This window comes from Streptomyces roseochromogenus subsp. oscitans DS 12.976, assembly GCF_000497445.1.
Classification (GTDB): Bacteria; Actinomycetota; Actinomycetes; order Streptomycetales; family Streptomycetaceae; genus Streptomyces; species Streptomyces oscitans.
Genome location: NZ_CM002285.1, coordinates 9,485,694 through 9,498,960, shown reverse-complemented (window position 1 = coordinate 9,498,960; position 13,267 = coordinate 9,485,694). Strand labels below are relative to the sequence as shown.

The 13,267-nt window shown below is 69.7% G+C and carries 11 protein-coding genes and 2 pseudogenes; 6 read left to right on the top strand and 7 right to left on the bottom strand.

What is annotated here, in order from left to right:
- Window positions 1-246 precede the first annotated feature (246 nt).
- The gene (locus M878_RS95705) at window positions 247-1,383 is read right to left on the bottom strand and encodes an LUD domain-containing protein (RefSeq protein WP_023553759.1); all 1,137 of its coding nucleotides are present in this window, start codon (window positions 1,381-1,383) and stop codon (window positions 247-249) included.
- A 153-nt stretch (window positions 1,384-1,536) separates the two neighbouring features.
- Between M878_RS95705 and sigJ the strand changes: the two genes are divergently transcribed.
- Window positions 1,537-2,487 (top strand): RNA polymerase sigma factor SigJ, encoded by a 951-nt coding sequence (sigJ, locus tag M878_RS90680; protein ID WP_023553757.1) that lies wholly within the window; start codon window positions 1,537-1,539, stop codon window positions 2,485-2,487.
- A gap of 343 nt (window positions 2,488-2,830) precedes the next feature.
- On the top strand, window positions 2,831-3,283 hold the full coding sequence (locus M878_RS90675) for a hypothetical protein (RefSeq protein WP_158692890.1): 453 nt from the start codon (window positions 2,831-2,833) through the stop codon (window positions 3,281-3,283).
- A 234-nt stretch (window positions 3,284-3,517) separates the two neighbouring features.
- Here M878_RS90675 and M878_RS90670 read toward each other — a convergent pair whose 3' ends face one another.
- The gene (locus M878_RS90670; protein WP_023553754.1) at window positions 3,518-4,171 is read right to left on the bottom strand and encodes a hypothetical protein; all 654 of its coding nucleotides are present in this window, start codon (window positions 4,169-4,171) and stop codon (window positions 3,518-3,520) included.
- A 366-nt stretch (window positions 4,172-4,537) separates the two neighbouring features.
- Between M878_RS90670 and M878_RS90665 the strand changes: the two genes are divergently transcribed.
- Window positions 4,538-7,573, top strand: coding sequence for a protein kinase domain-containing protein (locus M878_RS90665; protein ID WP_023553753.1), 3,036 nt, complete (start codon window positions 4,538-4,540; stop codon window positions 7,571-7,573).
- 57 nt (window positions 7,574-7,630) lie between these two features.
- On the opposite strand, the gene M878_RS90660 is transcribed toward M878_RS90665, so the two are convergent.
- The gene (locus M878_RS90660; protein ID WP_158692889.1) at window positions 7,631-8,350 is read right to left on the bottom strand and encodes a hypothetical protein; all 720 of its coding nucleotides are present in this window, start codon (window positions 8,348-8,350) and stop codon (window positions 7,631-7,633) included.
- A gap of 97 nt (window positions 8,351-8,447) precedes the next feature.
- Between M878_RS90660 and M878_RS90655 the strand changes: the two genes are divergently transcribed.
- From M878_RS90655 to M878_RS50445, 3 genes and pseudogenes are all read left to right on the top strand, one after another.
- A complete protein-coding gene (locus M878_RS90655; protein WP_158692888.1) occupies window positions 8,448-8,648 on the top strand; it encodes a hypothetical protein in 201 nt (66 codons plus the stop codon).
- A gap of 241 nt (window positions 8,649-8,889) precedes the next feature.
- Window positions 8,890-9,335: pseudogene (locus M878_RS90650) on the top strand (transposase family protein); the annotation flags it as partial.
- A 378-nt stretch (window positions 9,336-9,713) separates the two neighbouring features.
- On the top strand, window positions 9,714-10,364 hold the full coding sequence (locus M878_RS50445) for a tetratricopeptide repeat protein (protein WP_031227329.1): 651 nt from the start codon (window positions 9,714-9,716) through the stop codon (window positions 10,362-10,364).
- A gap of 257 nt (window positions 10,365-10,621) precedes the next feature.
- On the opposite strand, the gene M878_RS90645 is transcribed toward M878_RS50445, so the two are convergent.
- The 4 genes and pseudogenes from M878_RS90645 to M878_RS95690 all read right to left on the bottom strand — a co-directional run.
- Complete coding sequence (locus tag M878_RS90645) at window positions 10,622-11,368, bottom strand: phosphotransferase family protein (RefSeq protein WP_023553748.1); 747 nt, start codon at window positions 11,366-11,368, stop codon at window positions 10,622-10,624.
- A 161-nt stretch (window positions 11,369-11,529) separates the two neighbouring features.
- Window positions 11,530-12,133: pseudogene (locus M878_RS95700) on the bottom strand (IS5 family transposase); the annotation flags it as partial.
- Window positions 12,049-12,890 (bottom strand): IS5 family transposase gene (locus M878_RS95695; protein WP_209445606.1). Its coding sequence is split into 2 segments (ribosomal slippage): window positions 12,049-12,236 and window positions 12,236-12,890, totalling 843 coding nucleotides; the frame shifts between segments, so codons are not numbered across the junction. The gene M878_RS95695 and the pseudogene M878_RS95700, both read right to left, overlap by 85 nt.
- A gap of 208 nt (window positions 12,891-13,098) precedes the next feature.
- Window positions 13,099-13,267: VOC family protein (locus tag M878_RS95690; protein ID WP_280923699.1), on the bottom strand; the 169-nt coding region annotated here is incomplete at its 5' end.

The following is a 13,267-nucleotide window of genomic DNA, read 5'->3' as shown; positions in this document are numbered from 1 at the left end:
CCGGCCGGGATGGCCATTGACACGCTGCAGCGCTGAACACCGCAACGAGTTCAGGTGCGTTCGCGAGAGAGAAGGGACAGTGCCCTCGCGATCGCCCCTCACCGCTGTTCAGCCTGCCGCCGACTTGTACACCTGCGTCCTTCCACCGTCAGCCGAAGCAGGTGTTACGGGGCGGCCCTCAGACGCGGCGGCAACCGCATAAGGCAGGGCGTGAGGGGCGTTCCGGCGTCCGCAACGCGCGGGATGTCAGAATCCGATGGCCTCGCGCAGCAGCAGGACGGTGCCGCGTCCTCGCTGCGGTTCGGCGTTGAGGACGAGCAGACGGTTGACCGCGCTCGGCTGCCCGTAGACCGCCTGGGCGCGCGCGGTCTCCAGAGGGAGGGCGTGCTCCTCGACCCGGCGCAGTGCGGTGCGCAGGTCGGGTACCACCTTCTGCGCCCCGACTATCCAGATCGCCTTTGCGGCGCCGCCGGCGGAGGCGGGCAGCTGGCTGCCGCTGCCCGAGGCGATGACGAGCGAACCGGTCTCGGTGACGGCCGCGACGCTGGCGACGAAGACGTCGGGGGTGGCCACGAGCCGGCGGATCTGGTCGGACTCAGTGGCGCGGTCCATCTTCAGCACGCGCGGCCGGATGGCCTGGTAGCGGTCGCCCGTCTCGATGTCCTGCGCGATGCCGGAGAGCCGAAGCGTCTCGCTGGCCCCGGTGAACACGCCCGCACCCTCCGGTATCAGTTCCTTGATGCGGGCGCGGGCCGCCGCGGCGTCGTCGAGCAGTTCGGCGGTGAAGCCGTTCGCCCGCAGCGCCGCGACCGCCCGGTCCAGCCGCTCGGCGGACGCCGGTGCGCTGAAGCCGTCGGCTGCCTGCACGGCCGACATGTCCGCCTCACCGGCACCCGGTGCCCAGCCGGCATCTCCGGCCTCACCGGAGCCGTGCGCCTGAGCGTCGGCGCCGGGCGCCGAACCCCCCAGCGGGGTGGTGTCGACGTACCTGACCTCGTAGACCCGCTCGGCGAACTTCCAACCCTCAGACGTCCGCTGGTAACTGTCATGGTAGACGGCGAAATTCAGGCCCGAACGGCCGTCGAGCACCCGCGCGAGCTCCTGCATGTAGGTGCGGCCCGTGGCCGTGTCTCCGTCGAGACGGATCGTGCCCGGGTGGCTGTTCTGCACGAAGAAGTCCCACTGGGCCTGCAGGCGTTCGCCTCCGGTCCGGATCTCCTCGCGGCCGACGAACTCGACCGGGATGTTGGGCATGCGCAGGACACCGTCGGGGGTGAACAGCGCGGCGAGGCGGGCGCGGTCGCGCATCATCGCCGCGTCGGTGAACTCGCCGCGCAGCGCCTCGATCTCGACGCGGTCTGCGATCTCCTGGAAGTCGTTCATGCTCAGTTTCCTGTCCTGTGGGTGGTGTGTTCCTCTTCACCCAGTCCGACAACGCAGCCGGGCAGATTGTGAGGCGACCCCTCGGACCTCACGTTCCGCCGCTCTGATTTGTCGTACTGGAGAGGGACCGCGAACGAGGGAGCCGGAGAGGGTATGACCACCCCGTGGGAACAGTCACAGCGGCAGGCGGACGAGCAACACGACCCGGGCCTGGGCACGATCATGAGCGAGCGGCGACAGCTGCTCAATCTCGCCTACCGGATGCTCGGGTCCCTGGCCGACGCGGAGGACGTCGTCCAGGAGACCTACACCCGCTGGTACGCGATGTCCCGGGCGGAGCAGAAGGCCGTCGAGTCACCGGGCGCCTGGCTGACGAAGGTGGCCAGCCGCATCTGCCTGAACCTGCTCGGCTCGGCGCGCTCCCGGCGGGAGACCTACGTCGGTGAATGGATCCCGGAGCCGCTGCCCGACCCGGCCGAGTGGATCGCCGGGGCATCGGGCTGCGCCGGCGTGGACCCGGCCGACCGGATCACCCTCGACGAGTCGGTGACCATGGCCTTCCTGGTCGTCTTCGAGTCGATGACCCCGGCCGAGCGCGTCGCGTTCGTTCTGCACGACGTCTTCCGCTACCCGTTCGCCGAGGTGGCCGAGATCGTCGGCCGCAGCCCGGCGGCGTGCCGTCAGCTGGCATCCTCGGCCCGCCGTCGCATCGCCGCCGCGCGGGCGGAGGCGAGCCCGGACGCGGCCCGGCAGGCGAGCGTCGTCCGGCAGTTCAAGGCGGCCTGGGAGGCGCAGGACATCGAGGCCCTGCTCAGGCTGCTGGACCCGGGCGCCACCGCGATCTCCGACGGCGGTGGCCGTGCCATCGCCCACCTGCTGCCGATCGAGGGCGCGGAGCAGATCGCCCATCTCTATCTCACGATCGCCCGGTTCGCGCCGCCCCGCACGATCCTCGAGCGTACGGTCAACGGGCTGCCGGGCCTGGTGGTCGAGTCCGAGGGCCGGATCGAGACGGTGTTCGCGTTCGAGGTCGCCGAGGACGACCGGATCATGCACATCTGGGCGGTGCGCAACCCGGACAAGCTCCGCCCATGGCAGTTGTAGTGACCGTCCTCACGGGCCGGCGGCGGCCCTGGGGGCGCGAAGCGCCCCGGAACCGAGGGGTGCCGGGGCGCTTTGTTCGCCGGGGCGGCGTCAGCTCACGGTGAGCTGCACGCTGAGTCCTGCCCGCCACTCGTGTTGACCGGTCCATCCAGCGCACCGTGAAGGGGGATCGGCGTCTTCCGTTGGCGAAGGAGGCGGAGGCGCCTGCCGTCAGCAGGGCCGCGCTGGATGGACCTCCAGCCCTGTTGCTGGACCAGCTTGAGCAGGATGCCATCAGCGCGTTGACCGCATGCTCTGCGACGCGGCGACCGGTGCTCGGATGGCTCACCGTGTCCTGATCCCGATGGCCACCGCCGCCGAGGTGCCCACTCTGGCCGAGCAGCCGGACGCTGAGATCTCCGACCTGTACCGGCAGCTTGCCGAGGCCGGACTGAGCTTGTCGCTCACCCAACGTTGCGTCCAGGACACGCAGGTCGGCCTCGCGGAAGACGCGGGGCTGAGCCGGGCGGCGGCGCGGGCCGCGGTGTCGGCGAGGGTGGCTGAGGCGAGGGCTGCGGTCACCCAGGCTGCCGGGCGACGGCGTCGTGCAGAGCGGGGCGATCGCTTCGTGGCGGCCGTAGGCGGTGGCCGCCTGCAGGATCGCGGCGATCAGACTGGTGGTCGCGGTGAGGGTCAGGGCGGACAGGGCGGCGGCCGCGGTCTGGGCGGCGAGCATGCCGGTCAGCGCGCGGCGGTCGACGTGTCAGGCCAGGTGCAGGGTGCGCGCGAGGACGGCGGGAGATGGCGAACAGGCTGAGGCTGTCGCCGCGTTGGTCTTCGGCGTACCGCATGAGCGGCGCGGGGCCGACGGCAGCGGGCAGGGGGTGTGCGGTCACGCGTCTGGTGTAGGGGGCTCGCCCGCCGCCCGCCACGCCGGTTTTTGTGCTGCCTCGCATGGAAGGCCAGGCAGATGACCGGAGACGTCGCCGCCCCCCATTCACCCTTGCGGGCGAATGGGGGGCGGCGACGGCATTGACCTTAAATGCCAGGCTCAGGCGATCTGGTAGGCCTGGTAGACGAGGTGGTCGTACTCGGAGGCCACGCCGGTGCCGATCTTGACGGTGCCGGCTGAGCACACGCGGTACACGTCGTAGAGGTAGTTGTGGGCCACATACCCGGCCGCGATCCGCCATTCCTGGTTGGGAGGGATCGAGATCGTGTAATTGGTGCCGACGGTGTCGCTTGAGGAAACGTCGAACCCGACCTGTGCGCTGACGGCCTTGGCGTCGACACCGACGGTGCTGTGGAAGGTGTTGCCGACCGTGAGGGACCTGGTGAGGCTCTCGCTGAACGGCTGCTGGTTCGAGCTGTTGACCGGTCCCCAGGCATCGAGATGCCAGTTCGGGTCGCTGGGCCAGGTCTCGGACTCGCCGGTGTCGCGGACGTTGAGGATTCGCGTAGTGCACATGCCAGGGACGGGGCCGTTGGGGTTGTCGGGCGTGTTAGCGGTCTGAGAGGTGTCGTAGCCGGCGAGGTGGACGGCGGTGGAGGTGCGGTGGCCGGCGGCGGTGGTGCGGTGGCCGGCGGTGGTGCTGGTGGCGTTGGCGCGCAGCACCAGGCCGGTGACGATGATGGCGGCAGCGGCCAGCAGCGCGGTCAGGACGCGCCAGGACGGGCGGTGCCACCGCGAGATGAGTGCGTTCACGGAACTCTCCTTGGAGTCGCGTCGGAATGCGGTGGTCCCAGTGCACGGCCCGGATTTTTGATCTACCAGGCCGTTTTGATGTCCGATTGACGACCCGGTGGTGCGCGGCGGGCATGCTGCCCGAACGCCGGTGACCAAGGGTTGACGCGGAGCGAGCCGGACCAGCCAGGGCCACCGCGGACGACGGCGCACGGGGCGGGCGACGGGACGCCGTCTGACGCCCGCCAAGCGGCCTCACGATCGTCAACTGGATGTGAAGGGGCGGTGGTTGGCGTTTGGTTGTGATTGACGGCGGGGCAGGCAGAGCGAAGAATCCCGGGTACACGCCGGTTGGGGCCCATGTCGTCGAGGGACGGGGGTAGGAGCGTGGGCAGACGGGAGTCGCCGGTCCCTGACGGTCCCCTGCACGGCTTCGCCCAGGATCTGCGTGATCTGCGAGCCGCGGCCGGGGCACCGACGTACCGGGAGCTGGCGCGGCGGGCACGTTACTCGCCGTCGGCGCTGTCGGACGCGGCGGCGGGGCGCCGACTGCCGACGCTCGATGTGACGCTGGCCCTGGCGGCCGCCTTGGGCGGAGATGTGGACGCCTGGCGTGCACGCTGGGAGGAACTCGACGCGCGCCTGCGGGCCACGCACCCCGAACTGGTCGAGGACCCCGTCGAATCTCAGGACGGTATCCCAGCCGCGCAGGCCCTGCTTGGGCACACGGCAGACCTCCCGCCCGCGATGGGCGCGGGCCCCGAGGCCGACGCCGCTGCCGAAGCTGCCCCGCGGCCGGAAGAGTCGCAGGCCGATCCGCGGCCGGCGATACGACAGTTGGTGCAGGCGGGGGAGTTTGAGCGGGCTGCCGAGGCGACTGAGACGTGGGAACAACACGCCGTCCGCACGTACGGGACGGACAGCACCGAGGCAGCGGGATGGGCCGAGATACGAGCGGACATCGCGCGTGCTGCCGGTGACATGGAGGAAGCGACGCGGTGGTGGTTGACCGCAGCGGGGCGCCGACTGGCCGTGGGGCCGGCCTACGACTCGGAAGCGGCCGATGCGGCGCGCGGCGCCCACTGGTGCTGGGAGCGGGTGGACGATCCGGCTGAGGCCCGCGCGCTCGGGGAGGCTCTGACGGCCCTGCTGCGCCAGGTTCCCGGCCTCGACCCGCGTCATCTGCCCGCCGTCCAGGAGCGGCTGGACGCCCTGGCGGACACCGGCGCCGCAGATGCCAGCGACAGCGCAGGCCCCCGCACGCCGGCGCCGCACCTACCCCACACAGACCTCGCGGCCGCCGACGGCTCCCGCCTCCATCCCAATGCCTCTGAACCCGGCGCCCGCCTTCAGCCTGGATCTCGCCCCGACCTCGCCGCCCAGCCCTCCGCTACGCCCTCCCCCATCCCCCGGCGCGACACCTCCGGCCAGCAGCCCACCGGAGCGGACTTTCCCGTCGTCGAGCCACTGCGGAAGGAAGATCCGAAGCGCATCGGGGGCTTCCGGCTGCTGGGGCGGCTGGGAACGGGAGCGATGGGGCAGGTGTTTTTTGGGGTGTCGGCGAGCGGGCGGCTGGTGGCGGTGAAGGTGATCCGGGGCGAGTTCGCCCAGGACGCGACCTTCCGGCGCCGGTTCGCCGCTGAGATCGCCACCGCACGCCGGGTCCAGGGCCCCTACACCCCGGCCGTGGTCGACGCCGACGCCGACGCGGAGCGGCCATGGCTGGCCACCACCTACATCTCCGGTCCGTCGCTGGCCGAGGCGGTGCGGGCGGACGGGCCGCTTGCACCTGCGGTCGTACGGGCGCTGGCCGCCGGCATCGCGGAGGCGCTGGTCGCCATCCATGGCGTGGGCGTCCTGCACCGCGACCTGAAGCCGTCGAACATCCTGCTCGATGGCGACGGCCCCAAGGTGATCGACTTCGGTGTGGCCCGCGCCGCCGACCACACCCAGCTCACCAGCGCGGGCGTCTGGCTGGGCACGGTCCCCTACATGTCACCCGAACAAGTCGAGGGCCGCCCGCTCGGTCCGCCGTGCGACGTGTTCTCGCTGGGCTGCCTGCTGGCCTACGCGGCAACGGGACTGACCCCGTTCGGCGAGGGCAGCGCCGGGGAGGTGGCCGCCCGGATCACGAACGACGCACCCGATCCCGCCGCGCTGGCGGTCGGCGACGACCGGCTGCGTGACCTGATCACGCGCTGCCTCGACAAGGACCCCGGCCGGCGGCCGACACCCAAGCAGATCATCGCCGCCTGCGCGGACGGCCAGCCGCACAGCGACTGGCTGCCGGCCGCCCTCGCCGCACGGATCGCACGCCGTGAGACCGGCCTGAGCGAGGTCCTGGCCCAGGCGGCACGCAAGCGCACCGTCGTCCGGCTCAAGGTCAGCACCGTCCCGCTGATCCTGGCCCTGGCCCTGGCCGTCGTCCTCGTCCTCACCACCAACCGCGGCGGCTCCACCCTCGATGCCCCGCCACCCGCCCCGAGCGTCTCCGGGACCGGGTCCGCCGGCCCGACGTCCACCTCCACGGGTTCCCCGGCGGCAAGTGCCCGGGCCTCCGCATCGGCTTCGGCTGGTGACGCGTCCGCGGGCGGGCCCGGCTACCAGACGGTGTTCGAGAACCGTCCGGTCTCGCTCAAGGACCACGACTCCTTCATCGACCTGATGACCGGCCAGGTGGTCACGGGTAGCCGCTACTGGATGCTGGGCACCGACTCGGGGGGCGACAGCAAGGGCGCCTTCGAGCTCCAGGACGCCACCGACGCCTACGTCGCGGGCTCGGGGCCCATCACCCCCGAACAGTGCGCCGCCGGAGTGGCCCACCAGCCGGCGGGGCCCGCCCTGCACTTCGCGCAGGTGCCGCTCGGCAGCTGGTTCTGCCTGCGCTGGCGGCTGACCGGCGACATCGCCGTACTGAAATTGTCCGGCACCGACACGGGCTCGTTCGGCGCCGACGTCGCCCTCACCTACTACCGCCACGCCCCGGCATCGGCCACGCCGGGAGCCATCCCAGGCCCCGCCGACCCCCATTACCGCGAGCTGTATGCGGCGCGGCCGCTCACGCAGCCCGACGCCGACACGTCGTTCGAACTGACCGGTGGACGCCTCGCGTCCGCCGGCGCATGGCTGCTGTCCACCGACGCGGGCGGCGACAGCAAGGGCGCCTTCGAGCCGCAGGGCACCAGCGACGCCTACATCAGCGGGACGGCACCCCTCACCCCGGCCCGCTGTGCCCTCGGCGTCGCCCAGCAGCCCGTCACCAAGGTGCACTTCCCCCAGGTACCGGCGGGAACCTGGTTCTGCGTCCGCAGCAAGGACACCGGGGACATCGCCGTCATCGAGGTCCTGAACACCGACGACCACGACTGGACCACCACGATCGCCATCACCGCGTACAAACCCGCAACGGGCGGCGGATCCTGACCGGTCGTATTCCCTGGACGGCTGTGGCTGGGATGACCTGCAGTCCATGCCTCAAGCTCAGTGACTGATCACGATCCGCACGACCGGCACCGCAAGCATCACCAGCCAGCCCAGGCCCGCCCCCACGGTCCACAGGCGCAGGAACCAACCGGTGGTACGGGGCCGGCTCTCCGGAGTGAGGACGCCCGGACGGCGGGCGTACGGCTCGGTGAAGCGGCGCAGCGCCCGCAGCATGCCCCGGTTCTTCCACTGCGAGACCCAGGCCGCGACCACCCCGACCCCGAAGTGGCCCCAACTGCGCGTGTAGGCCTGCGCCCTGCTGGTGACGTTCACACCGCACTGCCGGCACAGCACCTTCGTCTCGCGGTGCACCTTCGCGACCAGCAGCACACTCAGCACCCACACGGCCGTAACAGGCACCGCCGGGAAGGCGCCGCAGATCTCGCATTCGTACGGCATCCGCGGGCTGCCGGGATGGAACGAGGGCGCACTGGTCGGCACACCCGACTGGGACAGGGCGAAGGAGGTGTGGGGCCCGCTGCCGACAGTGGTGCTGTGCGTGCCGAGATCGTCCAGGTGGCGCTCCAGCCCCATCCGCAGACCAAGGATGCCGGCCACCGCACTGTAGACGGACGCGTACGCCACCTCGCACGCGGCGGCGTCCAGGCGGCCTGCGTCTACCTGCTTCTGACACGCGTGGATCTTCTTCGCGGCCGCGCGGTGCACCTCAGCGGGCGGCGCTCCCGGAGCGACACCCAAGACGGTGAAAGGACTCAAAGCGCACTCCTCAAACGTAGGCTCAGCGACCACGTCAGATCGCGGATGGCCGACCCTCAGTGAACGACCCGGCTTGATGACCTGCCAGAGCCCTTTGTTGACCATTTGTCGCCGTTGCTGCTTCGGCTCGGACGGCGATGGGCGAACCCTCCGCGCACGCACCGCGATTGACTGGTACGCGGCGGCAAGGCGTCTGCGGTCGATCGACCAGCAGCGCTGGATGCGCGCCTACGTCACCGCTCGCTACAACAGCGCCTGCGCCGCCTGGGACTTCCGGCAGACCCACCACTGGTACTGACGCCTCACCTGCCATGGCCCTCCCGACCTCACGACCCGGCCCAGGCCCGCCCCGTGCCCCCACGACCCGCACCCAACACGACCAGCCCCTACATCAATCACACGGCACCACACATCTCGGCGACGGCGTGATGACGGTGCCGCCCACGCATGGGTGGCTTGGGCCAGCGGCCAGAGCCAGTAGACGTCGAACGGAATGTTCCCTGTCGCCGATCGCGGCGAGACGAACAAAGCTTTCAAGAATGGCGGCGGTAGTCGAAATTGCCCGATTTCACCATCCTGCCGCGGTCGAGGACGATGCCCCGTTCACTGAGGTGAGCCCGCGCTGCTTCTCCAAGTTGGTGACCGCGCTGTGGCGCGAGGGAGCCGACGCGGTGCGGCGGGGCCTGCCTTGGAGCCTGCCGGTTGGAGGACCGGGTGCTGCTGATCGCGGCGTACTGGCGCACGAACTTGATGCTGCGCCAGCTCGCTCCGGCGTTTTGGTATCTCGAAGTCTGCGGCTGACCGGATCATCGACCAGCTTGGGCCCATACTTGCGTCCCAGCCGCGTAAGCGGTTCCGCAAGGACACCGTGCTCATCGTGGACGGAACCCTCGTTCCAACCCGTGATCACAATGTCGCTGAGCAGTCCAAGAAGTACTGGTATTCCACCAATCACCAGGCCGTCATCGACGCTGATACCCGACTAGGTCGTTTCTGATGGCTCTTAGAGGTCGTTTTCACCACTGAAGTCTGTTTGATTCAAATTCGTTCCAGTGTCGAAATGCGATTTCTGGGCCACTGGCGCACGGGTGTGGTCGGCGAGACTCGTCGGAAGTTGGTATTGCCCGTCTCATCCCTGTAAGCCTGTCTCATTCCAAGAGATGGTCATATCGGCTGTTCTCCTCGTCGTGCCGCACGCGAACCCGACATGCAAGAGGTATGAGTGCGACTCTGTGGCACATGTGGCGACGCAAATTAGAGAAAACGACCTCTGAGACCGCGTTTGAGATCTCTGTCGACCACGCCCGCACTCACAATGTGACGGATCGATATATCGACTGGCGATGGTCGATACGATCACGGCATGACTGCGGATGAGCGAATTGAAAAGGCTGGACTCCTCTACGAGCGTGCCGTTTTCGGCGGAGACAGCGGTGCACTGGCGGCCGCTGATCGAGACCTCGATGCGGTCGAGGCTGACCTCGCTCTGGCTCGTGGCCGTGTGATCCACGCCCGCTTCCTGGAAGAGCGGGCCGAAGACTCGCGGGAGCTGGAGCTCTTCGAGCGCGCGGCGGAGCTATATGAGGGGCTTGGCGATGTGCGAGGCCAGGGCGAGGCGGTGTTCTGGGTCGGCACCTTTCACCAGGTGGTCCGCGACGATACCGAGACCGCCCTGCCCGCTTTCAGACGCGCCCTGGACCTGGCCACCGAGGCCGGCGACCGGCTGACTATGTCCTTTGCCCTGCGACATCTCGGCTTCGCTGACCACATGGCCGGCCGCCTGGACGCGGCCCGCGTGCACTTCGAAGAGTCCACTCGCCTTCGCCGGGAGTTGGGCTTCCTACCGGGAGTGGCGGCCAACCTGATCGGGCTGGCCTACCTCACCGCCCAACAGGAGCGGCGGGACGACGCGGCCGCGCTGCTCAAGGAGGCGACAGAGCTCGCCGAAACTACCGGATCCAACGGCGTTCTGCGCTGGATAGCGGGAGCCCGCAAGGAGCTCAATCTGCTGTGAGACAGCCTGCTGAAAGTACGCGTCGCACAGCGAGCCCCCGCCGTGGCTGTCGACGGCCATGATGGCAGCACAGGCACAGGTCCCCCCAGTGATCACAGAGCGTCGCAACTCCATGATCACGGAGACCTGTGCCCGCCTCGCTGCCCGGCTACCCTGCCCCGCCTGTCTGCGCAGGCTCTAAGGTCAGGCAATGCGCCCAAGGAGATGGCCTGCTCGACGCGTCAGAACGCACTCGCAGCAGTCGAGCCCGCGCAGCCTCACATCCGGGATCTCAGCACGTCGACCTCACAGCCCGGCGCGGACGGGTCGAAACCATGCTCGACCAGCCAGCGAACCCCTAGCAAGCTTCGCAACGACCACCACGCGCGGTTCACGTCGAGGTCGACATCGGTGCCATAGCCGGCGACGACGTCGCCGAGGTGCTCCTCGTGTCCGAGCGTCAAGGTGGCGAGGTCGAACAGGGCGTCACCCTGGCCCGCCTCGGACCAGTCGATGATGCCCGTGATCTCGTCGCCGTCGACGAACACGTGAGCGATCTGCAGGTCGCCGTGCGTGAACACCGCAGTCCACGGCCGGAGCGCGGCCTCGGCGACCTGGCGGTTGCGGGTGACCAGGTCGGCGGGCAGGACGCCGTTCGTCACGAGCCGCTCGCACTCGCCGTCGAGATCCGCCGCCAACTGGTCGAGACCCCGGCCGCCCCGGCCGGTCCAGGGCGGCAACGGCGCGTCGTGCAACTTCCGGATGGCGGCACCCGCCGCGGCCCACGCCGCCGGGGACGCGGTCGACGGCTCGCCGAGCCGACCGAGCGCCGTCCCCGGGACCGCCGCGATCGCGAGCACGGGCGGCTTGCGCCACAGGACCTTCGGGGTCGGGACCGGCGCCAGGGCCATCGCCTCGACCTCGACGTCAATGCGCGCCTGATCGGCGTCCACCTTCAGGAACACGCCGCCGACGCGCAGGGTCGCGCGCTCGGAATGGGCGACCACGACTTTGACCTCATCCATGGGCGACCAGTATCCCGGGGGAGATCGTCGACGTCGCCGGGTTTATCACGTGCGATGACTCAGCGCACCGCGCCCCACCACCCGGCGGCCACGTGCACGACACCGACCACCGACCAGGCCAAGCCCACTTTTGTCAGGAGCCCTAAGGGCTGTCCGGCGGGTCATGAGCGGAGCCAGAGCCGGACCACGGCCACGGTCACCGTGCCGTGAAAGATGTAGGGGCCCGCTTGTCACAGCGGGTTGCTACGGCCAGGAAGTCCCTGAGCCGATTGATCGTACGCTCGACCTCGTTCCTGCGGGCGTAACGCGATGGGTTGAAGCCGGTGGGTCGACCTCCTTGGCTGCCGCGGTTCTGGCGGTGGCCCGCTGGTCGCGGCGCTCGGGAATGGCGTGTTTGATCTGCCGACGCCGCAGATGACGACGGTTGCGGCGGGAGTGGTACGCCTTGTCGCCACTCAGATGGTCCGGCCGCGTAGGCGGGTGCCCGCCTGCCGGGCCGGGAACGCGGATCCGGTCCAGGACCGGGATCATATGCGGGGCGTCGCCCCACTGGCCGGGCGTGACCAGCAGAGCCAGAGGCCGCAGCCCGCCTTCACCAGCCAGGTGGATCTTTGTGCTCAGCCCGCCGCGTGAGCGACCGAGGGCTTCATCGGGGCGATGCCGGGCGGGCCGGGTGGCAGTCACACGGACCCATCGGACAGGTCCTGGAAGGCGTCTGTTGCAGCCAGCCCGTGGTAGCAGACGAGGGTGCAGGCAATGCTGGTGAAGGCCAGGAAGTGGCTGGCCTTGGGTTCGTAGCGCCGGTGCAGGCGTCGGCATCCGGTGAGCCAGGCCATGGCGCGTTCGACGGTCCAGCGGTGCCGACCAGCCGCTGGCTGGAGTCTGTGCTCTTGCGGGCGATCCGGGGCGTGATTCCGCGACCGTGTAACCATCGCCGCAGGTAGTTGTGGTCATATCCCTTGTCAGCGTGGAGCTTGCCTGGCCAGAGCTGTCGGCCGCGTCGGGATCGGATCGGCGGTATGCCCTGCACCAGCGGGATGAGGGCCTGGCTGCCGTGCAGGTTGGCGCCCGAGATGCCGACGGACAGGGGCAGACCGGTCCGCTCGCTGATCAAGTGGATCTTCGAGCCGTACTTGCCCCGGTCGACAGGATTCGGGCCCGCCAACTCCCCCCTTTTCAGGGCTCGCACGTTCACGGAGTCGATCACGCGGCGGGACCGGTCCCGCTCGCCCCGGGAATCGAACTCGTCCAGGACCAGGCGGTGGAGCTTCGGCCAGACCTGGGCCTTCGACCACTCCGTGAACCGCCGGTGAGCCGTTGCTCCCGACGGCCCGAACGAGTCGGACGGCAGCTGCTGCCACGTACAACCCGACGTCGCAACGAACACGATCGCGGCCGGCACTTCCCGATCACCGTGCCGACGCCGGCCTCGGCCCTGCGGACGAGTTGGCGTCTCGGGCACCACCCGCTGCAACGACTCGCACAGTTCCTCCGGCGCCAGTCGCTCAACGATCTCCACCACAGCGAGCTGTCTGACACGCCAAATGAGATGACCTGTTGGCGCTTCCGTTGGCGAGTTGAGTCTGTGGTTGGGGAGCGAGCTGATCTCGCCCCCCGACACGCAAGTTCTCGCCGCCCGAATCGACCGAGACGCCGCAGCCCACCCCACCCGGGGTCGTGGCGTATAAGCACACAAGGCTCACATGTCGCGGTGCCGTCAAGGCCCCGCGTCAGGACGGGGCGAGGACGCAGAACTCGTGGCCCTCCGGGTCGGCCAGGCACGTCCACGGTACGTCGCCCTGGCCAACGTCGAGGTCGGTGGCGCCGAGGGCCCGCAGCCGGGCCACCTCCGCTGCTTTGTCGTCTCCGGGGTACGGCACCAGGTCAAGATGGAGGCGG

Coding starts and splice junctions, on each gene's coding strand:
- M878_RS95705 (WP_023553759.1), bottom strand. CDS start 1,383: ATGAACGACTTCCAGGAGATCGCAGACCGCGTCGAGATCGAGGCGCTG.
- sigJ (WP_023553757.1), top strand. CDS start 1,537: ATGACCACCCCGTGGGAACAGTCACAGCGGCAGGCGGACGAGCAACAC.
- M878_RS90675 (WP_158692890.1), top strand. CDS start 2,831: ATGGCCACCGCCGCCGAGGTGCCCACTCTGGCCGAGCAGCCGGACGCT.
- M878_RS50445 (WP_031227329.1), top strand. CDS start 9,714: ATGACTGCGGATGAGCGAATTGAAAAGGCTGGACTCCTCTACGAGCGT.
- M878_RS90645 (WP_023553748.1), bottom strand. CDS start 11,368: ATGGATGAGGTCAAAGTCGTGGTCGCCCATTCCGAGCGCGCGACCCTG.